At 65.5% G+C, this 19,930-nt stretch carries 21 protein-coding genes and 1 tRNA gene; 16 read left to right on the top strand and 6 right to left on the bottom strand.

The genetic code is table 11. The features are described from left to right. The 4 genes from nrdG to folB are packed head-to-tail and all read left to right on the top strand — an operon-like array spanning position 1 to position 2,191. Positions 1-561 (top strand): anaerobic ribonucleoside-triphosphate reductase activating protein, encoded by a 561-nt coding sequence (gene nrdG / locus GDJ97_RS01295; RefSeq protein WP_152069435.1) that lies wholly within the window; start codon positions 1-3, stop codon positions 559-561. Positions 562-619: 58 nt separating this feature from the next. Continuing rightward, positions 620-1,177 (top strand): GTP cyclohydrolase I FolE, encoded by a 558-nt coding sequence (folE, locus tag GDJ97_RS01290; protein WP_152069434.1) that lies wholly within the window; start codon positions 620-622, stop codon positions 1,175-1,177. Between the two features lie 18 nt (positions 1,178-1,195). Continuing rightward, entirely contained in the window at positions 1,196-1,690 is a 495-nt protein-coding gene (locus GDJ97_RS01285) for an HD domain-containing protein (protein WP_152069433.1), read from the top strand. Positions 1,691-1,705: 15 nt separating this feature from the next. Further along, a complete protein-coding gene (gene folB / locus GDJ97_RS01280) occupies positions 1,706-2,191 on the top strand; it encodes a dihydroneopterin aldolase (RefSeq protein WP_152069432.1) in 486 nt (161 codons plus the stop codon). Between the two features lie 247 nt (positions 2,192-2,438). Here folB and GDJ97_RS01275 read toward each other — a convergent pair whose 3' ends face one another. The 3 genes from GDJ97_RS01275 to GDJ97_RS01265 all read right to left on the bottom strand — a co-directional run bounded on the left by GDJ97_RS01275 (position 2,439) and on the right by GDJ97_RS01265 (position 4,098). Next, complete coding sequence (locus tag GDJ97_RS01275) at positions 2,439-2,714, bottom strand: hypothetical protein (RefSeq protein ID WP_152069431.1); 276 nt, start codon at positions 2,712-2,714, stop codon at positions 2,439-2,441. 287 nt (positions 2,715-3,001) lie between these two features. Next, positions 3,002-3,193, bottom strand: coding sequence for a hypothetical protein (locus GDJ97_RS01270; protein ID WP_152069430.1), 192 nt, complete (start codon positions 3,191-3,193; stop codon positions 3,002-3,004). 110 nt (positions 3,194-3,303) lie between these two features. After that, positions 3,304-4,098 carry a M48 family metallopeptidase gene (locus GDJ97_RS01265; protein WP_152069429.1) on the bottom strand — a complete coding sequence of 265 codons (795 nt, stop codon included), beginning with the start codon at positions 4,096-4,098 and terminating at the stop codon, positions 3,304-3,306. Between the two features lie 82 nt (positions 4,099-4,180). Between GDJ97_RS01265 and GDJ97_RS01260 the strand changes: the two genes are divergently transcribed. Further along, positions 4,181-4,606, top strand: a complete 426-nt coding sequence (locus GDJ97_RS01260; RefSeq protein WP_152069428.1) for a peptidylprolyl isomerase — start codon at positions 4,181-4,183, stop codon at positions 4,604-4,606. A gap of 9 nt (positions 4,607-4,615) precedes the next feature. Continuing rightward, a complete protein-coding gene (upp, locus tag GDJ97_RS01255) occupies positions 4,616-5,269 on the top strand; it encodes a uracil phosphoribosyltransferase (RefSeq protein WP_152069427.1) in 654 nt (217 codons plus the stop codon). Positions 5,270-5,689: 420 nt separating this feature from the next. Here the strand turns inward: upp and GDJ97_RS01250 are convergent, their stop codons facing one another. From GDJ97_RS01250 to GDJ97_RS01240, 3 genes are read right to left on the bottom strand one after another with little or no spacing between them, the layout of a single operon-like run. Beyond that, entirely contained in the window at positions 5,690-6,481 is a 792-nt protein-coding gene (locus tag GDJ97_RS01250; protein WP_152069426.1) for a DUF4931 domain-containing protein, read from the bottom strand. Continuing rightward, on the bottom strand, positions 6,453-7,298 hold the full coding sequence (locus GDJ97_RS01245; protein ID WP_152069425.1) for a copper homeostasis protein CutC: 846 nt from the start codon (positions 7,296-7,298) through the stop codon (positions 6,453-6,455). The genes GDJ97_RS01250 and GDJ97_RS01245 overlap by 29 nt, the downstream gene beginning before the upstream one ends. Beyond that, positions 7,274-8,239, bottom strand: a complete 966-nt coding sequence (locus tag GDJ97_RS01240; RefSeq protein ID WP_226808698.1) for a bile acid:sodium symporter family protein — start codon at positions 8,237-8,239, stop codon at positions 7,274-7,276. Before GDJ97_RS01240 ends, GDJ97_RS01245 begins: the two co-directional genes overlap by 25 nt. A 246-nt stretch (positions 8,240-8,485) precedes the next feature. Here GDJ97_RS01240 and recJ point away from each other — a divergent pair, with 246 nt between their 5' ends. From recJ to rplT, 10 genes are all read left to right on the top strand, one after another. Then, a complete protein-coding gene (gene recJ, locus GDJ97_RS01235) occupies positions 8,486-11,803 on the top strand; it encodes a single-stranded-DNA-specific exonuclease RecJ (protein WP_152069423.1) in 3,318 nt (1,105 codons plus the stop codon). A 12-nt stretch (positions 11,804-11,815) separates the two neighbouring features. Beyond that, a complete protein-coding gene (locus tag GDJ97_RS01230) occupies positions 11,816-14,224 on the top strand; it encodes a bifunctional (p)ppGpp synthetase/guanosine-3',5'-bis(diphosphate) 3'-pyrophosphohydrolase (RefSeq protein ID WP_152069422.1) in 2,409 nt (802 codons plus the stop codon). Between the two features lie 51 nt (positions 14,225-14,275). Next, positions 14,276-14,959 carry an MBL fold metallo-hydrolase gene (locus tag GDJ97_RS01225; protein ID WP_152069421.1) on the top strand — a complete coding sequence of 228 codons (684 nt, stop codon included), beginning with the start codon at positions 14,276-14,278 and terminating at the stop codon, positions 14,957-14,959. A gap of 143 nt (positions 14,960-15,102) precedes the next feature. Continuing rightward, positions 15,103-16,134, top strand: coding sequence for a 3-deoxy-7-phosphoheptulonate synthase (locus GDJ97_RS01220; protein WP_152069420.1), 1,032 nt, complete (start codon positions 15,103-15,105; stop codon positions 16,132-16,134). 63 nt (positions 16,135-16,197) lie between these two features. Next, positions 16,198-16,605: a pyridoxamine 5'-phosphate oxidase family protein gene (locus tag GDJ97_RS01215; RefSeq protein WP_226808696.1), complete on the top strand. Its 408-nt coding sequence runs from the start codon at positions 16,198-16,200 to the stop codon at positions 16,603-16,605. A gap of 15 nt (positions 16,606-16,620) precedes the next feature. Then, positions 16,621-17,979, top strand: a complete 1,359-nt coding sequence (locus GDJ97_RS01210; protein WP_152069419.1) for an alpha-amylase family glycosyl hydrolase — start codon at positions 16,621-16,623, stop codon at positions 17,977-17,979. Positions 17,980-18,041: 62 nt separating this feature from the next. Then, positions 18,042-18,127 (top strand) — tRNA-Leu (locus tag GDJ97_RS01205). 226 nt (positions 18,128-18,353) lie between these two features. Then, the gene (infC, locus tag GDJ97_RS01200; RefSeq protein WP_152069418.1) at positions 18,354-18,956 is read left to right on the top strand and encodes a translation initiation factor IF-3; all 603 of its coding nucleotides are present in this window, start codon (positions 18,354-18,356) and stop codon (positions 18,954-18,956) included. A gap of 24 nt (positions 18,957-18,980) precedes the next feature. Further along, positions 18,981-19,178 (top strand): 50S ribosomal protein L35, encoded by a 198-nt coding sequence (rpmI, locus tag GDJ97_RS01195; protein WP_152069417.1) that lies wholly within the window; start codon positions 18,981-18,983, stop codon positions 19,176-19,178. A gap of 45 nt (positions 19,179-19,223) precedes the next feature. Beyond that, complete coding sequence (rplT, locus tag GDJ97_RS01190; RefSeq protein WP_152069416.1) at positions 19,224-19,583, top strand: 50S ribosomal protein L20; 360 nt, start codon at positions 19,224-19,226, stop codon at positions 19,581-19,583. Positions 19,584-19,930: the final 347 nt, after the last annotated feature.

Below are 19,930 nucleotides of genomic sequence, written 5' to 3'. Positions count from 1 at the left end.
ATGAACTACGCCACAATCAAGTATTTCGATATCGCCAACGGCGAGGGGGTGCGGACTTCGCTCTTCGTCTCCGGCTGCCGGCGCGGGTGCAAGAACTGCTTTAACGAGAGCGCGTGGAGCTTTGCGGCGGGCGAGCCCTTCACGCCCGCCGTGGAGGACAAGATCATCGAGAGCCTGCGGGCCTCCTATATGGACGGGCTCTCGCTTCTGGGCGGCGAGCCCATGGAGCCCGAGAACCAGGCGGGGCTCGTGGACTTTGTGGAGCGCGTGCGGGCGGAGTTCCCACGCGAGTCCGGCCGGACCATCTGGTGCTACACCGGCGACGTGTACGATACCGAGCTGGTGCCCGGCGGGCGGCACTACGCGGAGGGCGTCACGGACCGGCTGCTCGACTGTATCGACGTCTTGGTGGACGGGCCGTTCGTCCAGGACCTGCACGATATCACGCTGCGGTTCCGTGGCTCCTCCAACCAGCGGATCATCGACCTGCCCGCCACACGCGCTCAGGGCTCGGTGGTCCTCTGGCAAGACGATCCCATCTACGCCACGCACGAGATGTAGGGCGCCATTCGCCGTGGTAGCATGACGGGCGGACATTTCACGTGCGAGAGGGGTCGGAATGGTCGACCAAGATAAGATCGAGCGGGCGTGCCGCCTGCTGCTTGAGGGCATGGGCGAGGACCCGGAGCGCGAGGGGCTGCTGGAGACCCCGGAGCGCGTGGCCCGGATGTACGCCGAGCTGCTTGCGGGAATGGATTCGGACGCCTCCGAGCACCTGTCAAAGACCTTCTCCGTCGCCTCGAACGATGTGGTAGTGGAGCGCGACATCACGTTCTATTCCCTTTGCGAGCACCATCTGCTGCCGTTCTTTGGCAAGGCCGCCATCGGCTACGTGCCGAACGGCCGGGTGGCGGGGCTCTCCAAGCTGGCGCGCACGGTCGAGACCTTCGCGCGCCGCCTGCAGCTGCAGGAGCAGTTGACCTCCCAGATCGCGGACGCCCTCATGGAGCACCTCGCTCCGCAGGGCGTGATCGTCTACCTGGAGGCCGAGCACATGTGCATGACCATGCGCGGCGTGCAGAAGCCCGGCGCCCAGACGGCCACCTGCGCCCGCCGCGGCGTGTTCGAGACCGATCCCGCGCTGGAGCAGCGCTTCTTTGCCCTGTTGGGGCGCTAGCCCGTGGTAGGGGAGGGCATGTCCCGCGTGGACGCCGTGCTCGCGCATCCGCGTTTCATGCGGGAACTGAACCGGGTGCGGGAGCTTGAGCGCGACCGACGGTTCTGCCGGCACGGGCTCTCGCATCTGCTGGACGTTGCCCGCGTGGCCTGGATTCGCCGGCTCGAGGACGGCCTGGGGCTTGATCGCGAGGTGGTCTACGCCGCAGCGCTCCTGCACGATATCGGCCGGGCCGAGCAATACGACGTGGGGACTCCGCACGATGTTGCGGGTGAGCGGATTGCGGCCGAGATTCTGGGTACGGTTGAGGGCGAGATGCGGTTCTCCCCATCCGAGCAAGCGGAGATTCTGACGGCGGTGCGCGGGCATCGCCGCGGTACCCCGCAGCCGGAGGGCGAGCTTGCCGGGTTGATCGCGTGGGCCGACCACGCGTCGCGCCCGTGCTTCGCCTGCGCGGCGCGTGCTACCTGCAAGTGGACGGATGAGGAGAAGAACCTGCAGCTGAGAGTCTAGGGAGACGATGTATCTATGGATAAGAAACAGCTGCCAGAGAACGCCACGCCCGCAGAGGGCGCGGGCCTTGCCCGTGCGAAGCGGGGCCTGCCGGTAACGCAGCGGAGCGTGGTGCGCGTGACGCGCGAGGATCTGCTCCAGGCCGATAAGGTGCTGATCGAGGGGCTCGAGGTCTTCGCGAACCACGGCGTCTACCCCGCCGAGAACGAGCTCGGCCAGAAGTTCGTGGTCTCGCTCACGCTCTACTGCAACCTACATGATGCGGGTGCCGAGGACGATCTGGATGCCTCGGTGGACTACGGTGCCGTGTGCCACGACGTGGACGAGTTCCTGCGCGAGCACACGTTCAAGTTGATCGAGGCAGCGGCGCAGGGGGTTGCCGAGCTCCTGCTGCGCCGGTACGCGCGCGTGCTGGGCGTGCGCGTGCGGCTCGAGAAGCCGTGGGCGCCCGTGGGGCTGCCGCTGCACTCCTGCGGCGTCGAGATTCTGCGCGTACGGTAGCGGCGGCTGTCGCGCCCGGCTCGGACGGCACGCGGGGTCGCCAGCGGCTGGTCCTCGCGAGACTGGAATTCCTTCCCGAGAAGGTGCGGGAACGGGCAAAACGAGGATGGGCGCCGTGTCAGTTACGTGCCCAATACCGCTGCCCGTTCCCGCGCCTTCTCGGGAAGGAATCCTCAGTTCGCTCGGAAGGCGCCGCCGGCGACCCCGCGTGCCGTTCGAGCCGGCGTGCCTGCTGCCGGGTGTGGTTCTAGAAAACCGTTCCGCCGAAACCGTGTTCGATCACGGTACGCGTCTCGCCGTTCGGTCCGAGGACGGTCTTCACGGGGCCGCTGCCGATGACGGTATGCATGCCGTCTGGACCGGAGATGAGGTTCCCGCTTCGGAAGTAGGTGCCATCATGGTTGCCGGCGCCAGACACCGTGAACATGCTCGAGCTTGTGTTGAACACCGTGGCTGCACCGCCCTGTGCGCCCGCTCCGAAGATCGTCTGCAGGCGTGGCCTGTCGTTTTTCTTTCCGAACATCGTTAGGACTCCTATCGCGCGATCGACGAGCCCGTCGAATTCACACACCCTCCTTAGCTTAACCCTTTCGTGGCTGCGGGGTGCACGGATTCGCCGATGATGGGCGGTTTGTCGTTGGTTTATCCGAGTTGTGAATAGCGTTGAGCGGCGAGGATTCATGCTGGCAGAAAAACCGCAGGTAAACGGTCATGGGAAAAGCCGAGTTGTGAACGGTGCGTTCACTACTCGGCTTTTATGGGGAAGGGAGCGTTCATGAGTCGGAAAAACCGATGAGAGGTGTCCTTGGTCTAGACGCGTTCTGGGGCTATTCGGGCTTGCGGTCCTACGCGTTCACGGTTGCTGGAACCGTCGGGCAGCGCGGGCGGCTCGCCCTGGCTGTTGCCGTTCGCGGCGTTGCCGCCCGTGCCCGCGCCCGATGCGAGCGCCAAGCCGGCGGCCATGACGACGCTGTGCCGGGTTATGAGTGTAGAGGCGCCCATGGGGCCCCCTTCGTCTCGTCCTTGCGGCCGAAGGAGTTATAACCCCTGCTCTACGCGTCGTTTTGCGTGTTCGGACCTCTTAGGCGGTTCTTAGGTCCATCTTTTGCGCTTCATATGTGGAGGGTGGTTTCGCCGTCGTGCTCGCTTCCCAAGGCGGTTCCTCCGTTTGCGCAGGCCTCGCGGGGCGAGCACTTGAGGATGCGGCGTGCATCGCGGTTGCCAGGGCAAACCTCGTCCAGAAGTGCGTGGAAGCGCGCGTTGTGGCTCGGCTCCAGCAGATGGACAAGCTCGTGGGCAACTACGGAATCCAGGCAGGCGGGCGGGTAGGCCGCCAGGCGCGAGCACATGCGGATGGACCCGGTGGCGGGCGTACACGAGCCCCAGCGCGTCTCCATGGTGCGCACGCTCCAGCGCGCGGCGTGAACCCCGAGGGCGGCTTCGTAGCGTGTGGCGGCGACCGGCAGCGCCCGTGCCACCTCGCGGCGGTAGAGGGCGTCGATGCGCCGGGCGAGCTCGTCGTCGGCCAGCTGCGGCGCATCTGCGCCGAGCACCTCGGTGGCCGGTACGAGCCTGCCCCAGAGGGGGAGCGTACCGGCGTCCGCACCCGTGCGGGAGATGAGCGGCTCCCGCCTCCGTTCCTCCGCCGCCGCCCGCTTGCGCACGCTCCGCGCGAGGGCGCGTTCCAGCCAGGCGGCGCTGTGCTCGAGGAACGACCGCGCGCTCGCAGGTGCCGTGCCCGCCGGCACGCTCAGCGCGACGGAGCCGTCGGCCCGCACGCGGAGGTTCAGCCGACGCACGCGCTTCTCGGTCACGGCCACGCGCTTGACCCCGCCGCCCGGCAACGTCACCTCAAGCTCGTATGTCCGTGCCGCTCGCACCACCGCGCAGCCACCCTTCAAGACCATCCGGAATCCCCGGCGCCAACCCATCGTCTTCTCCACTATAGTGAAACGGTATGCGAACCAACCCCGATGAAAGCGAGAACGCATGTCTAACGAAGGCAAGAAGATCCGTGCCCATTACCGCGGCACGCTGGACGACGGCACCCAGTTCGACAGCAGCTACGACCGCGGCGAGCCCATCGAGTTCACCTGCGGCGCCCACCAGATGATCGCCGGCTTCGACGCCGCGGTGAAGGACATGGCCGTGGGCGAGAAGAAGACGGTCCATATCCCCGCCGCCGAGGCTTACGGCGAGCGTCGCGACGACCTGGTGCTGGACTTCCCGGCCGAGCAGGTGCCCGATATGGAGGGCATCTCCGTGGGCGACAAGCTCTTCCTCACGGGCCCCGGCGGGCAGCCCGTGCCCGTGGTGGTCGTCGAGAAGACCGATTCCGGCATCAAGCTGGACGCGAACCACGAGCTGGCCGGCAAGGACCTCAACTTCGACATCGAGATCGTCGAAATCTCCTAGGGAGGAACCATGGCTGGGCATGCCGCATACGACGCCGCACGCGTGACGCTCGTCGACCATCCGATGGTGCAGCACAAGCTGTCGATCCTGCGCAGCGAGGACACGGGCACCAAGCAGTTCCGTGAGCTCGTGCGCGAGTTGGCGCTGTTTGAGGGCTATGAGGCCACGCGCGACTTTCCGCTGGAAGACGTGCCGGTGACCACGCCCATCTGTGAGACCGTCTGCAAGCGGGTGGCCGGTCGCAAGGTCGCCGTCGTTCCGATTCTGCGCGCGGGCCTCGGCATGGTGGACGGTATCCTCGACCTGATTCCCGCCGCGCGCGTGGGGCACCTGGGGATGTATCGCGACGAGGTCACGCGCGAGCCGCACGAGTACTACGCCAAGGTGCCGCCCGACATCGCCGAGCGCACCTGCTTGGTGGTAGACCCGATGCTCGCCACGGGCGGCTCCGCCGACGCGGCGATCGCCTATCTGCGCCGTCAGGGCGTGCGCGACCTGCGCCTGCTCGTGCTCGTGGCCGCACCCGAGGGCCTGGCGGCCGTCACCTCCGCCGATCCGGACGTGCGTATCTTTACCTGCGCCATCGACGAGGGCCTGAACGAGAACGCCTACATCGTGCCCGGCCTGGGAGACGCCGGCGACCGTATCTTCGGCACGCTGTAGCGCTGGGCTGGCGGCCTGGCGGCCTGGCGGCAGCTGGTGGCCAGCGCTTGTTTTGTCTCTGTTAAACCAGAATTGACATATTTTTAAAACTGCTGGCGGTCTTGCTGTTTCAAGTAAGACCGCCAGCCGTTCTTCTACTTAATGAGTTTGCGGACCATCGAGTTCAAAAGTTCGTTCCGAGCATGTTTTCAATGCCGAACATTCTGAAGTATTCACCGGTCTCAATGCTCCTGAGGAATGCCCGCGGGTCGGATAATCATTCGGCAAGCACCGTGTCTTGCTGGTATTGCGCTCCGGCGCGGCCATTCCCCAGACAAATCGGCGACAAGGGGGACATGCCGCGCCGTCTACCCGAAGATGTAGCGGCGAATTCCTTTCGCATCGGCCAAACCGTTGCGGCCCATGCCGGCACGGCACCCGTCAGCGCACACCCGTTTCCAGCAGCCGCCGGAGCGCACGGGCATCATCCTCAAGACATTCAGGGCTGTTCACCTGGGCGAGCTTGTAGCCGATGAAGTAGGGCGAGGCCACCCAGCGGGGCAGCGCCTTGCAGATCGTCTTGCCGGCCATGTGGTAGAAGAACAGGTTGTACGAGGTGGCGCGGCCGCCATGGTGCTCGTTCAGCAGGTACCACGTCGTCACGTGGATGGCGTCTGCGAAGGCGTCGCGCGTTTGCGGGCCCGCCGCGCGCGGCATGGCGATATTCACCTCGAAGAAGCCCATGATCGGCTTGGTGGAGACGGTGACCTCCACGCCCCCATGGGCAAAGACGGGCAGGCCGTCGAGGTTCTCCGGAACCACGTTGGCGTAGCCGTCATCGTGCACCAGCCCCACGACCTGCAGGTGCGGATGGTTGAGGCTTCCGCCGGAGAGCGGGCCGAAGTTCTTGTACATGAGAACGCTCCGGTACTCGCCGGAAGCGATCATCTGGTCCCAGCACGAAAGCGCAAAGCGGATGATGGCGCGGCACTGCTCGCGGGGATAGCGGGAAAGCTCGCCGTCGTGTTCCGCGGACTCGATCACGACCGTCTGCACCGTGTCGCGGAGCGTCCGGTACTTGTTCATGAGCCAGATGCGGTCGTCCTCGCGCGCGATGATGTCGGTGAGGTGGTCGACATCGCAAAAGGGGCAGTATCCGGAGGGCCTGCGATGATCGTCGGGCTTTCCGGCGGCGGCGCGGTTCTCAAAGACGAGCGGACGAGATGCTTCCATGTGCCGAGACCTCCCTGTGGTTCTCGTGTGCGTCCGGGGTTGCCGCGGGAGAACCGGATCCGCTCGCCAGATCGACGATCTTGGTCCCATGCACCTCGGACACGCCCAGCTCATCCGCCACGCTCTCGGCGTTGCGATACGTGATGCCGCCGCCGGGCAGGATGGTCAGGCGTCCCGCGGCGTGGTCGATGAGCCGGTGCAGGCGAGGATAGCTCTCCTCGATGGGCGTGCCGGCGACGCCGCCGTGCGTGAGGATGCGCGAGACGCCCATGCCTGCGAGGGTATCGATTGCTCTGAGCTGGGACTTCTCATCCAGCTCATCAAATGCCATATGAAAGGTGACGTCGGCGATGCCGAGCTGGTGGGCGAGGGCGGCAAGGCGCTGGGTCGCATCGGTATCGAGCTCAAAGCCGGCCGTATAGGCGAGGGGTCCCGCACCGGGGAGGGCGCCCGCCACGAGGGCGGATTCTCGTGCGGCGGCGTGGAGGGGCTCGTCGAGCGGGCGCAGGCAGCCGAAGACCACGCCGTCAACGCCCAGGCTGGCCGCAAGCGCGATGTCGGCCTCCATGGAGAGGAGCTCCTCCTCCGCATAGCAAAAATCTCCGCCGCGGGGTCGAATCATCACCATCACGCGTGCGTTGCCGGCATGGGCGCGGCGCACGCACGCGCGGATGACGCCCGCGCTCGGCGTGGTGCCGCTCTGGGCCAGGTTGTCGCACAGTTCGATGCGCGCGGCCCCCGCCTGGATTGCCCGGGGCACGTGCGTCATGTTCTCTGCGCAGAACTCGCGTGTCAGCGTTGGGATGCGGTCGGGCATGCGCGCGCTCCTTTGGCGTCGTCCGAGAAGTGCTTCATCGCCTTACCGAAGAGCGAGGCGAGTATCTGCTGGAACATGGTGCCGCACATGACGGGGAAGACGACCTCGCCGGGGAAGTACTGGCTTGCGATGACGGCACCCGAGGAGATATTCCGCAGCCCGCAGTCAAAGCACATCGTCACCAGGTCCGCGTGCGGGAGATGGAGCAGCTTGGCGGCCAGAATGCCCCACAGAAAGCCCGTGCTGGCAAACAGCAGGATGAAGAGGGCAACGCCCGCACGCGTCCAGGTCATGTGGAGCACGTAGTCGCTCATGCGCGTGGAGTTGGCGGTGATGATGAGGATGAGCATGATGCGGCAGGCCGGGCTCAGGGCGGGGGAGAGCTTCTGGTGGCCCCAGCCATCGGTCACGTTGTTCAGGACCATGCCCGCAAGGGCCGGCAGCGCGATCATGAAGATCATTTCGATCATCATGTTCGCGGCGTCGATATGCACCACGTGGCCCAGCAGCAGCTGCAGCGTGAGCGGGATGGAGAACGGCGCGAGAACGGTGGAGGTGAGGATGGCGGCGAGCGCCAGCGACCCGTTGCCCGAGAAGATGCCCACCCACATAAAGCTGACCACGCCGATGGGAACGCTGTACTCCAGAACCACGCCGGTGATCAGGTTGGCGTTGCCGTTGAAGAGGATGAAGGCGAGGGCACACGCCAGGCACGGCATGAAGACGAGCGTGACGCCCAGGATGACGAGTAGGCGCCTGGGGTGCCGAAACTGCTGTCCCAGCTGCTGCAAGGTGTTGTTGAGGGCACCCTGGAAGGTCATGATGGCGAAGAGAGTGGGCACGGCAACGGTGATCGGGCCGAATATCTGGGGAAACAGCACACCGGCGGCCACACAGCCGGGAACGATGAGGTGCATGTGCGAGGCGAGGGCCTTGCCCATGCGCGTCCAGGTCTCCATCAACCGCCAGCCTTTCACTCGGGAACGCGCACGGCTCCACAGTATAGGGTCCGCATCCCGCGGTTAAACGTCTGGTAACACGCTCGGCGCAGAAGGCCCATCTCGGCCCATCTCCCGCCGCGATCGCTTAACCGAGTGGCAACCGGCGATGTCCGCGCGATGCGTATAATGAAGGCGTTCAACACCTTCGGCCTGCCGTAGCGGGCCCGCACATTGGAAATGATTCTCATGGCATCGCTCAAGACGACGCACCGCTGGACGGTGGCGCAACCTCATTCGCAACTCGAACAACAGCTGGTAGACGGCCTGAACGTGGCGCCGCTCGTGGCCCGCATCATGGTGGCGCACGGCATCGGCTCGGTGGAGGAGGGCCGGCTCTTCCTCACGCCCTCGCTCGAGCGCGACTGGGCCGACCCGCTTGTCATCCCCGGCATGGCCGAGGTCGCCGACCGCATCCAGGCGGCGCTCGCCGCAAACGAGACCATTGCGGTGTTCGGAGATTTCGACGTGGACGGCATCACGTCCACCACGCTGCTCACCGAGGCTCTGCGCGAGCTGGGCGGGCGGGCGCACCCGTTCATTCCCCGGCGCTTCGATGAGGGCTACGGCATCAGCCAGGCGGCGCTTGACCGCGTGGTCGAGGCGTGTTCTCCGAGCATCATCGTCACCGTGGACAACGGCATCGCCGCGCGCGACGAGGTGCCCTATCTGGCCGAGCACGGTATCGACCTGGTGGTGACGGACCATCACGAGCCCGCCGACCTCGTGCCCCAGGGGGTTCCGCTCACCGATCCCAAACTGATCGCGGACGGCCCTAGCCGCGAGCTCGCGGGTGCCGGCGTGGCGCTCAAGCTGGTGCACGAGCTGGGTCGCCGCCTGGGCAAGCCCAATCTGTGGCGGCGCTACACCGAGGTGGCGGCGCTCGGCACCGTGGCCGACATGATGCCGCTCACGCCCGAGAACCGCGCGCTCGTGGCCGACGGCGTGGCGCATATGCGTACCACCACGCGTCCTGGCTACGTCGCCCTCGCCGCCCTCGCTCGGACCGATCTCTCCACCATCAAGGCGGATGCTCTCTCCTTCTCGCTCATCCCGCGCCTGAACGCCGCGGGCCGCATGGCCGATCCGGCGCTCGCGCTCGACCTGCTCATGGCAACGGATGCGAACGAGGCCGGCCGGCTCGCCTCCCAGATCGAGGACGTTAATCGGCAGCGCCGAGACATCGAGGCAGACCTCACCAAGCAGGCGCTGGCGTGCGTGGAGCGGACCTACCACGGCGGCCGCGTGATCGTGGTGGGCGGCGAGGGCTGGCACGAGGGCGTGAAGGGCATCGTCGCGAGCCGGCTGGTCAATCGCTACCATGTGCCCTCGCTCCTCTTCTCCATCGAGGGCGACGTGGCGCGCGGCTCCGGCCGCTCCGTGGGCAGGGTCAATCTGTTCGAGGCCGTGGAGCGCTGCCAGGACCTCTTGATCCGATTCGGCGGCCATGCCGGCGCGGTGGGCGTCACCTGCCCGACGGAGAACCTGCCGGCGCTGCGCGAGCGCTTGGACGCCGTGCTCTCCGAGCTGCCCGCCGAGGACTTCGAGGACCGCGAGGAGGTCGCGGCGATGGTGCACCTGTCCGAGCTGGATATCGATACCGTGCAGCAGATCTCCTGCCTGGAGCCCTTCGGCCAGGGTAACCGCGTGCCGCTGCTGGGCGCCTCGGGCGTCACCATGGAAGGGCGCGCCGTGGTGGGCCGTACGGGTGAGCATATGCGCTTCACCGCCACGGACGGGCGGGCGAGCGTACCGGCCATCATGTTCCGCGTGCCCGACATCGAGCGCATGGTCACCTGCGATTGCGCCGTCGACCTGGTCTTCGAGGCGGTTCCGGAGCCCTGGCAGGGCCGCATCAAGACCAAGCTCATGGTGAAGGACATCCTCTGCGCCGATGCCTCCCAGGCGCCGGAGGGCGAGGCGCCCGCGGACGCCCCTGCAAAAGAACCCGCCCCTTCGCCTTCGCCCGCCGCTTCGCAGGCAACGGAAACCCCCGCCCCGCGCACCGATCGGCGCGAGGCGCTTGCCCGTATCCCGTACGACCAGCTCACGCGCTCGCTCATCCACAGCTTCATCGGCGATGCCGAGCCCCATGCGGCACAGCGCGAGGCGCTCTCCGCGCTGGCCGCGGGGCGCAACGTGCTCGCCATCATGGGCACGGGGCGCGGCAAGTCGCTCATCTTCCACGTGCACGCCGCGCGCGAGGCCGTGCTGAACCATCGCGCGAGCGTGTTCGTGTACCCCCTGCGCGCGCTCGTGGCCGACCAATCCTTCCAGCTGGCCGAGGCATTCGCTCGGCTTGGCCTCTCGGTGAGCGTGCTGACCGGCGAGACCACCCAGGCATTCCGCGACCGCTCGTTCTCGCGGCTCGCGGCGGGCGGGCTCGACGTCGTGCTCACCACGCCCGAGTTCCTGGCGATTCACGCGGACCGCTTCGCGCGCGGCGGGCGCGTGGGCTTCGTGGTGGTGGACGAGGCGCACCACCTGGCGGGTGCCAAGGGCGGGGACCGTAGCGCCTACCAGGAGCTGCCTGCTGTCCTGGAGAAGCTGGGGCACCCCCGCGTGCTCGCGTGCACGGCCACCGCGGACGATCGCACGCTCGCCGCGATTCGCGAACTCCTGCCGCCGGTCCAGCTGGTGGTGGACGACGCCGTTCGCGCGAACCTCGACCTCGAGGACGAACGCGATCTCTCCAACCGCGAGAACCGTCTGGTATCCATCGTCGCGACCGGCGAGAAGTGTGTGGTGTACGTCAACTCCCGCGAGCAGTCCGTGTCCCTTGCGGGAACGCTCCGCCGCCGGGTGCCGGAATACGGCGCCGCGATCGCCTACTACAACGCCGGTCTCTCGCGGGCCGACCGTTTCCGGGTGGAGCAGGCCTTCCGTTCGGGTGAGCTGACCTGCATCATCTCGACCTCGGCCTTTGGCGAGGGCGTCAACCTGCCCGATATCCGCCACGTGGTGCTCTACCATATGCCGTTCTCCGCCACGGAGTTCAACCAGATGAGCGGCCGTGCAGGACGCGATGGGGCGCCCGCCCGCATCCACCTGCTCTATTCCGCGCGCGACGCCCGCATCAACGAGCATCTGCTGGACGATCAGGCGCCCGAGCGCGAGGAGCTGGTGACGCTCTACCGGGCGCTGCAGACCATGTGGCGCCGGCATCGGGGCGCCACGGGCGAGCCGCGCTTCAGCGCCTCCGACCACGACATCGCCAGTATGTGCCTCGCCATCGACACCCGCGCGCCCTTGGATGAGCGCGCCGTGCCGGGCGGCCTGGCGATCTTCGAGGAGCTCGGCTTCGTGCGGCTGGCCGGTATCGAGGACTCCCGTACGATCGAGATGGTGGAGGAACCGGGGCGCGTGGATCTTACGCAGAGCATCCGCTACCTGGAAGGCTTGCATGCCCGCATGGCGTTTGACGCCTTTAGGAGCTGGGCGCTCGGCGCATCCGCGCGTGATATGCTTCATCGCATCAACAGGCCGATCGTTCCGCGCATGGACTGAGAGGAGATGGCCATGGACGCTGCATCGAACGCATCGAAGACCGGTGCCGCGGGCCCGGGACACAAGTACGTGGACCAGGAAGTCCCCTTGCGTCGCACGGACCAGATGGTCCACTATCCCTCCGCCGACGACCTGCCGCCCGAGATCTGCGCCGACAACTGGGACAAGCTGCGCAGCCTGTGCCTCAAGTACATGGACGGTGAGGATTACGCCAAGGTGGAGCGGGCGTACTGCTTCGCCGCGGAGAAGCATTCCGACCAGAAGCGCCGCTCCGGCGAGATGTACATCAACCATCCCGTCGAGGTCGCCATCATTCTGGCCGAGCTCAAGATGGACTGCGACGTGGTGTGCGCCGCGCTCCTGCACGACACAGTTGAGGACACGGAGACCTCGCTTTCCGACGTGGCGGGGCTCTTTGGCGACACCGTGGCCGAGCTCGTGGACGGTGTGACCAAACTCACCAACATCGAGGTCGATAGCATGGACGAGAAGCAGGCGCTCAACCTGCGCAAGATGTTTCTCGCCATGAGCCGCGACATCCGCGTGATCATCGTGAAGCTTGCCGACCGCCTGCACAACATGCGCACCCTCGCGGCGCTGCGCGAGGACCGTCGCATCTTCAAGGCCCGCGAGACCATGGACGTCTACGCCCCCTTGGCCGAGCGCCTGGGTATCTCGAGCATCAAATGGGAGCTCGAGGACCTCTCCTTCTTCTACTTGGAGCCCGAGGCCTACCAGCGCATCGCCCGCATGGTGTCCGAGAGCCGCGAGGCACGCGAGCGCTTTTTGGCCGAGACCATCAAGACGCTGGACGACGAGCTAAAGGGCGCGGGGCTCTCGCACTACCAGATCAGTGGGCGCTCCAAGCACTACTGGTCCATCTACCAGAAGATGAAGCGCAAGGGCAAGGAGTTCTCCGAGATCTACGACCTCGTGGCGCTGCGCGTCATCGTCGACACCGTGAGCGATTGCTATTCCGCGCTCGGCGCCGTCCACTCGCTCTGGCACCCCATGCCGGGCCGCTTCAAGGATTACATCGCCACGCCCAAGTTCAACAACTACCAGAGCTTGCACACCACGGTGATCGGCCCCACGGCACGCCCGCTCGAGATTCAGATTCGCACCTACGAGATGCACGAGCAGGCTGAGTACGGCATCGCGGCCCACTGGCTCTACAAGAGCTCCGGTGGTTCCACGGCCACCAAGTCCAACGAGGCCCAGCGTCTGGACGACCAGATCAACTGGCTCAAGCGTTCGCTCGACTGGGCCGTGTCCGACGACATGGGCGACCCCAAGGAGTTCCTCCACTCGCTCAAGGCCGACCTCTTCGATCAGGAGATCTTTGTCTTCACACCCAAGGGCGAGGTCATGAGCCTGCGCTCCGGCTCCACGCCGTTGGATTTTGCCTACGCGGTGCACACCGAGGTGGGCAACCATTGCGTGGGCGCCAAGGTGAACGGCGTCGTGGCCCCGCTCTCGCACGAGCTCGCCATGGGCGATCGCGTGGAGATCCTCACCAACAAGGCCTCCAAGCCCTCGCGCGACTGGCTCGCCATCGTGCGGACGCCGGGCGCCCGGGCCAAGATCCGCCGCTATTTCGCCGCGGCCACCAAGGACGACGATGCCACGGCGGGGCGCGAGATGCTCGCCAAGGACCTGCGCAAGCGCGGCTTCGGCATCTCCACGCAGCGCACCACGCGCGCGCTCAACCAGGTGGTGGAGCGCCTGAACTACCGGCACTTGGAAGACCTGTTCGCGGCTATCGGCGCGGGCAAGCAGGCGGTGCGCGCCATCGGCAACAAGGTGGAGGCGATCCTCGAGCCCAAGCTCGAGGAGGCGCGCACCGAGCAGACGGCCGAGCAGGTGGTCGCCGAGGCGCGCGCTCAGGTGCGCGGCAGCGGCCGGCGCGGTCAGGGCAAGGACGAGAAGCGCCGCCACGGCAGCTCCGGCGTGCTGGTCAAGGGCGGCGACGTCGAGATGCTCGTGCGCCTGGCGCACTGCTGCAACCCCGTTGCGGGCGATGACATCGTGGGCTTCGTCACGCGCGGGCGCGGGGTGTCCGTGCACCGGGCCAACTGCCCTAACGTGAAGGGCCTGATGGCGCATCCGGAGCGCATGATCGAGGTCGAGTGGGACGGCTCGGCCGACGCGCTCTTCCAGGTAGAAATCGTGGTCGAGTGCCTGGACCGCATGGGGCTCCTGAAGGACGTTACCATCGCCATTGGCGAGGCGGGCGGCAACATTCTCTCCGCCGCCACCGCAACTAATCGCGAGGGCATCGCCACGCTGCGCTTCCTGGTCGAGATCTCAGATGCCAGCGGCCTGGACCCGCTGCTCGCGAACATCAGCCGCGTGGAAAGCGTCTACGACGCCCGCCGCATCATGCCGGGCGAGGGCGCCAAGCAGTTGAAGCAGCGGTAGCGCCCGCGATCGCGCCCATCATTCGTCACCGGTTCCGGAGGAGCTCTTCCCATGTCCGATTTCACGCTCGACCTCACGCCTCGCGGCACGCTCGCCATCGACTGCGTGACGAACGGTCCCATCACGACCAACACCTACTTTGCCGTCTCGGGTGACGAGGCCGTGATCATCGATCCGGCGTGGGACGGGGTCGAGCTCGCGCGGCAATTCGCGCTCAAGCATCCCGGCGTCCGCGTGGTGGCGTTGCTCTGCACCCACGGCCATGCGGATCATCTAGGCGGCGTGGCGGGACTCCGCCGCGTGCTGGGGGAGCAGGTTCCCTATCTGTTGCCGGTGGGCGATGTCGAGACGGTGGGTGAATCCATCCAGAAACAGCTGCGAAGCTGGGATATCGACACGCCCGATCCCGGCGAGCCGGACCGCCTGCTGAACGAGGGCGACGTGATCGAAGTGGGGGACGCCCGCCTGCAAGCGTTCTCGGTGCCCGGCCATACGCGGGGTGGCATGGTCTACTTTGCGGCGACGACCGGCGGGAACGTCGCGTTCGTAGGCGACACCCTCTTTCCCGGAAGCCACGGTCGCACCGATCTTCCGGGTGGTGACGAGGCGACCATCCTCAAAAGCCTCGCCAAGATGGCGCGGCTCATGCCCGCCGACACGCTCTGTCTGATCGGGCACGGCCCGACCACGACTATGGCCAGGGAGATCGCCACGAACCCCTTCATGCAGGGATAGCCGAAAACCACGGCAGGGTGCCAATGACTGCCGGAATCCCCGCTTTACTCTTGTGCAGTGACCGCGGTTCGCGCGATAATGGCGAGCGTTCGGCCTGACGCGCCGACTCGATTCTTGCCATCCCGTTGCACGGAGGATCTGCCATGTCCATGGAATTCAAGCGCCGCCTGCCCATCCCCAAGGAGATTCGCGAGGAGATGCCGCTTTCAGTGGAGTCCGCCGCGCGCAAGCCCGCCTTCGACGCCAAGGTCGCGGACGTTCTGACCGGAGCCGACCCCGAGCGTCGCCTGCTCATCATCGGCCCGTGCTCGGCCGACCGCGAGGACTCGGTGCTCGACTACATGCACCGCCTGGCCAAGCTCTCCGAGCGCGTGGTGGACAAGTTCATCATCATCCCCCGCGTCTACACCAATAAGCCCCGCACCCGCGGCACGGGTTACAAGGGCCTGCTCCACAACCCCGATCCCGAGGCGGCGCCCGACCTGCTCGAGGGCGTCAAGGCCATCCGCCACATGCACCTGCGCGTGGTGGAGGAGACGGGTATGTTCACCGCCGACGAGATGCTTTATCCCAGCAACTACCAGTACCTGATCGACCTGCTCTCCTACATCGCCGTGGGTGCGCGCTCCGTCGAGAACCAAGAGCATCGTCTGGTGGCCTCCGGCATCCCGTGCCCGGTGGGCATGAAGAACCCCACGGGTGGCTCCACGGCCGTCATGCTCAACTCCATCTACGCCGCGCAGGCCCCGCAGACCTTCATTTTCCGCAACTGGGAGGTGGAGACCACGGGCAATCCGCTCGCGCACGCCGTGCTGCGCGGCTACCAGGGCCTCGACGGCATCAACTACCCTAACTACCACTACGAGTACCTCGAGCGCCTGGCTGCGCGCTACGAGGCGGCCGACCTCGTGAACCCCGCGGCCGTGATCGACTGCAACCACGACAACTCGGGCAAGCGCCCGCTCGAGCAGCTGCGCATCTGCAAGGAGGTCGCGGACTCCTGCCGTCGCAGCGCCTCCATCAACAAGTTGGTCAAGGGCTTCATGATCGAGTCTTACCTGGAGGACGGCAACCAGCCGGTGGATGGCGGCGTCTACGGCAAGTCCATCACCGACGCTTGCCTGGGTTGGGACAAGACCGAGCAGCTCGTGCTCGAGATGGCGGAGCGCATCTAGGTTTCTGTGCAGGTGACAGGGCGGATCTCCATCGCCTGCGCATTACGAGACAAAGGAGCATCGATGAGCGCGATCGAAGAAGTCCTGGCATATCTCAAGAAGAACCCGACGTACTTCTTGGCAACGGTCGACGAGGAGGGCAACCCTCAGGTGCGGCCATTCGGTACGGCGACGCTCTTCGATGGCAAGCTCTATATCGAGACGGGGCGCAGCAAGAGCGTTTTCAAGCAGATGGCGGCTCATCCGCGTGTGGCGATGTGCGCCATGGATGCCGAAGGCGGTTGGCTGCGCATTGAAGCGGACGCCGTTGAGGATGACCGCCTGCAGGCGCGCCAGGCATTGCTTGACGACTATCCCGAGCTCAAGGATATGTACGCTGCGGACGACGGGAACTGCACCGTGTTGGCGTTGACGAACGCCACGGCGACGTTCTACTCCTTCGCCAGTGAGCCTCGCGCGGTCACGTTCTAGCTTGGAGGCACCTCTATGTGGCTCGATGACGTTGCCTTCTACCAAATCTATCCGCTTGGCTTCTGCGGCTGTCCGCGCGAGAACGCTTCCGTGGACGCGCCTTCGGAGCCTGCGTCTCCGGCCCCGCTGGCCAAGGTGGCCGAGTGGGCGGGCTATCTCGAGGGGCTGGGCATCGGCGCGGTCATCCTGAACCCGGTGTTCGAGTCCGATTCGCATGGCTACGATACGAGTGACCTGCGCACAATCGATCGGCGCCTGGGTAGCAACAGGGACCTTGCCCGGGTGGTTTCCGAGCTTCACGCCCACGGGATCCGTGTGGTGCTCGATGCCGTGTTCAACCATGTAGGGCGAGGCTTCTGGGCGTTTCGCGACCTGCAGGAGCACCGTTGGGAGAGCGCGTATCGCGAGTGGTTCATCACCAATTTCGATGGGGACTCCGCCTACGGCGACGGCTTTTGGTACGAGGGCTGGGAGGGGCACTTCGAGCTCGTGAAACTCAACCTCCAGAACCCCGCCGTCGCCGACTACCTGCTCGACACCGTGCGCTTCTGGGTGAGCGAGTTCGGCATCGACGGGCTTCGCCTCGATGTGGCCTATAGCCTGGATTACGGCTTCCTCAACCGGCTGCATGACCTTGCGCGCGAGCTCGACCGGCCCGACGGTCCTCGCCCAGACGGCTTCGCCCTCATCGGCGAGACGCTCCACGGGGACTACAACCAGCTCGTGAACGACCACATGCTCGACTCCTGCACCAACTACGAGTGCTACAAGGGCCTGTACTCGAGCTTCAACAGCCAGAACATGTTCGAGATCGCGCACTCGCTGCACCGGCAGTTCGGCTCCGATCCCTGGTGTATCTACCAGGGCAGGCACCTGCTCTCGTTTGCCGACAACCACGATGTGGAGCGCTTGGCGAGCATCCTCACCGATTCCTCGTGCATCCGCCCCGCCTACGGGGTGCTCTTCGGCATGCCGGGTGCGCCCTGCCTGTACTACGGGAGCGAATGGGGTGCGAAGGGCCGCAAGGCAGACGGCGACTGGGGACTTCGCCCGGACTTCGAGAAGCCGGAGCCGAGTGGCCTCACGGAATTCATCGAGCATCTCATCGAGGCCCGAACCAAGGGGCCCGGTGCCCATGCGCTCTGCCACGGCGGATATCGCAACGTGGTCATCCAGAACAAGCAGCTGCTCTTCGAGCGCGCGTCCGCACAGGGGACCGTCTACGTGGCGGTCAACGCGGTGGCCGAGCCGTGCACGCTCTACGCCGGCGAGCTCTCGGGTGCGCTGACCGATCTGCTGGGACAGGAGACCGTGGAGCTCTCGGGCAGCTTGGAACTCGCGCCCTACGACGTCCGCTACCTCTTCCGCGCGTAGACGGCGCTGGTCTTCAGCGCGGACCTGCGGCGTTTTGTGTTACCATGGCCGAGCGCATATGTGCCCGAGTGGCGGAACGGCAGACGCAGGGGACTCAAAATCCTCCGATGGCGACATCGTGTGAGTTCGAATCTCACCTCGGGCACCAGCTCAAAAACCCATGGCGATAGCGTGGAGCCACGTGCTTCGTGCTATTATGCAGCAGTGCTGTTCCGGTTTATCCGGAGCGGCAAGCGAAGTGGAGCCCGCGGGTTCCCACCTCGTGGCGCCAATAAGGCAGCTACCTGGTTCCACAATTTCAGACTGACGTCTCACGCTTCGTGAGCCCTGTCCTCGAGATGTGAAACCCGGTTGCCTTTGCGGCACCGGGTTTTATTCGTTCGGCAGGTAAGAAGGAGGTAGTCGAGATAGCTAAGTCTGATGACACCCGTATCAATGACGAGATCACCGCGAAGCGGTGCCGCCTGATCGGCGTCGATGGATCCCAGCTCGGTCTCTTCGACATTCGCGATGCCCAGCGTATCGCCGATGACCAGGGACTCGACCTGGTCGAGATCGCGCCCAACGCAGAGCCGCCGGTGTGCAAGGTCATGGACTACGGCAAGTTCAAGTACCAGCAGGCTATGAAGGCCAAGCAGGCTCGTAAGAACCAGTCCCGCGTCGAGGTCAAGGAAATGAAGTTCCGCCCCAAGATCGATGTGGGCGACTACGAGACCAAGAAGGGCCACGTGCTGCGTTTTCTCAAGAAGGGCGCGCGCGTCAAGATCACCATCATGTTCCGCGGTCGCGAGATGGCGCACCCGGAGCAGGGCCTCAACGTGCTCGAGCGTCTGGCACAGGATCTCAAGCCCTACGCTACGGTCGAGAGCCAGCCCAAGCTTGAGGGCCGTAACATGCTCATGCTTCTCGCTCCCATCAAGGGCGCCTTCGACAACGAAGACGCCGCCGATGGTGAAACCGATAGCAAGAAGAAGTAACTACAGGAATCGAAGGAGAGTTTCATGCCCAAGATGAAGTCGCACAGCGGCACCAAGAAGCGTTTCCGCCGCACCGGCACCGGTAAGCTCATGCGCGCCAAGGCCTTCAAGAGCCACATCCTCACCAAGAAGACCACGAAGCGCAAGCGCAACTTCCGTCAGGAGACCGAGATTTCCAGCGCTGACAAGAAGCTCGTCAACGCCCGTCTCGCTGGCCGCTAAGCCGCCCGTTTACCGATAGTTCCAACAACGAGGAGTTGATCAGCAATGGCACGAGTCAAGCGCGCCGTGAACGCCAAGAAGAAGCGCCGCACCGTCATGAATCGCGCGAAGGGGTACTACGGTGCCGCCTCGCGAACCTATAAGTACGCCAAGGAGCAGGTGCAGCACTCGCTCCAGTACCAGTACCGCGATCGTCGCAACAAGAAGCGCGAGATCCGCAGCCTCTGGATCACCCGTATCAACGCCGCTGCGCGCATGAACGACATCTCCTACAGCCAGTTCATGCACGGCCTGAAGCTCGCCGGCATCGAGCTCGACCGCAAGGTCCTGGCTCAGATGGCCTACGAGGACATCGAGTCCTTCAACGAGCTTGCTGCCATCGCCAAGAAGGCGCTGGAGGCCTAAGGACTCATATCTCATATATGAGGAATTCTGAGCGGGGTGCCCTACGGGTGCCCCGCTTTGTTATGCGCACATGGTGCATGGACGGGGACGGGGGAGGCCGCGCCATGTTGCCGACTTGTGTGCAAACCGTGGAGACCGGATCCGCCCCTTCCCGGGGCCCGGGGCGTGTGGCAGTATATCTCCCTGCCGCGCGGCGCCGAGCTGGGAGCGAGGGGCCGGACGGCGGGAACCTTCAGAACCGGATACTGCGAGGCGAAGGGCGGGAACGCCCTCGCCGAGGAACGGAGATTGAAGATACCATTCAAGAGGTATCAGCAGTGATGTGACCAAGAGTCGAGTTTTGAGTG

Origin of the sequence: Collinsella sp. AK_207A (assembly GCF_902501965.1) — a bacterium.
Lineage (GTDB): Bacteria > Actinomycetota > Coriobacteriia > Coriobacteriales > Coriobacteriaceae > Collinsella.
The sequence above is the reverse complement of the archived record's forward strand: the minus strand, read 5'-3'. Positions and strand labels throughout refer to the sequence as shown.

Bases quoted from the DNA above. Each gene is read 5' to 3' on its own strand.
- GDJ97_RS01210 (WP_152069419.1), top strand. From the start codon at position 16,621: ATGTGGCTCGATGACGTTGCCTTCTACCAAATCTATCCGCTTGGCTTC.
- recJ (WP_152069423.1), top strand. From the start codon at position 8,486: ATGGCATCGCTCAAGACGACGCACCGCTGGACGGTGGCGCAACCTCAT.
- rplT (WP_152069416.1), top strand. From the start codon at position 19,224: ATGGCACGAGTCAAGCGCGCCGTGAACGCCAAGAAGAAGCGCCGCACC.
- folE (WP_152069434.1), top strand. From the start codon at position 620: ATGGTCGACCAAGATAAGATCGAGCGGGCGTGCCGCCTGCTGCTTGAG.
- GDJ97_RS01245 (WP_152069425.1), bottom strand. From the start codon at position 7,298: ATGCCCGACCGCATCCCAACGCTGACACGCGAGTTCTGCGCAGAGAAC.
- GDJ97_RS01250 (WP_152069426.1), bottom strand. From the start codon at position 6,481: ATGGAAGCATCTCGTCCGCTCGTCTTTGAGAACCGCGCCGCCGCCGGA.
- GDJ97_RS01285 (WP_152069433.1), top strand. From the start codon at position 1,196: ATGTCCCGCGTGGACGCCGTGCTCGCGCATCCGCGTTTCATGCGGGAA.
- GDJ97_RS01220 (WP_152069420.1), top strand. From the start codon at position 15,103: ATGTCCATGGAATTCAAGCGCCGCCTGCCCATCCCCAAGGAGATTCGC.
- rpmI (WP_152069417.1), top strand. From the start codon at position 18,981: ATGCCCAAGATGAAGTCGCACAGCGGCACCAAGAAGCGTTTCCGCCGC.
- upp (WP_152069427.1), top strand. From the start codon at position 4,616: ATGGCTGGGCATGCCGCATACGACGCCGCACGCGTGACGCTCGTCGAC.
- GDJ97_RS01215 (WP_226808696.1), top strand. From the start codon at position 16,198: ATGAGCGCGATCGAAGAAGTCCTGGCATATCTCAAGAAGAACCCGACG.
- GDJ97_RS01265 (WP_152069429.1), bottom strand. From the start codon at position 4,098: ATGGTCTTGAAGGGTGGCTGCGCGGTGGTGCGAGCGGCACGGACATAC.
- GDJ97_RS01230 (WP_152069422.1), top strand. From the start codon at position 11,816: ATGGACGCTGCATCGAACGCATCGAAGACCGGTGCCGCGGGCCCGGGA.
- GDJ97_RS01275 (WP_152069431.1), bottom strand. From the start codon at position 2,714: ATGTTCGGAAAGAAAAACGACAGGCCACGCCTGCAGACGATCTTCGGA.
- GDJ97_RS01225 (WP_152069421.1), top strand. From the start codon at position 14,276: ATGTCCGATTTCACGCTCGACCTCACGCCTCGCGGCACGCTCGCCATC.
- GDJ97_RS01240 (WP_226808698.1), bottom strand. From the start codon at position 8,239: ATGGGCAAGGCCCTCGCCTCGCACATGCACCTCATCGTTCCCGGCTGT.
- folB (WP_152069432.1), top strand. From the start codon at position 1,706: ATGGATAAGAAACAGCTGCCAGAGAACGCCACGCCCGCAGAGGGCGCG.
- nrdG (WP_152069435.1), top strand. From the start codon at position 1: ATGAACTACGCCACAATCAAGTATTTCGATATCGCCAACGGCGAGGGG.
- GDJ97_RS01270 (WP_152069430.1), bottom strand. From the start codon at position 3,193: ATGGGCGCCTCTACACTCATAACCCGGCACAGCGTCGTCATGGCCGCC.
- GDJ97_RS01260 (WP_152069428.1), top strand. From the start codon at position 4,181: ATGTCTAACGAAGGCAAGAAGATCCGTGCCCATTACCGCGGCACGCTG.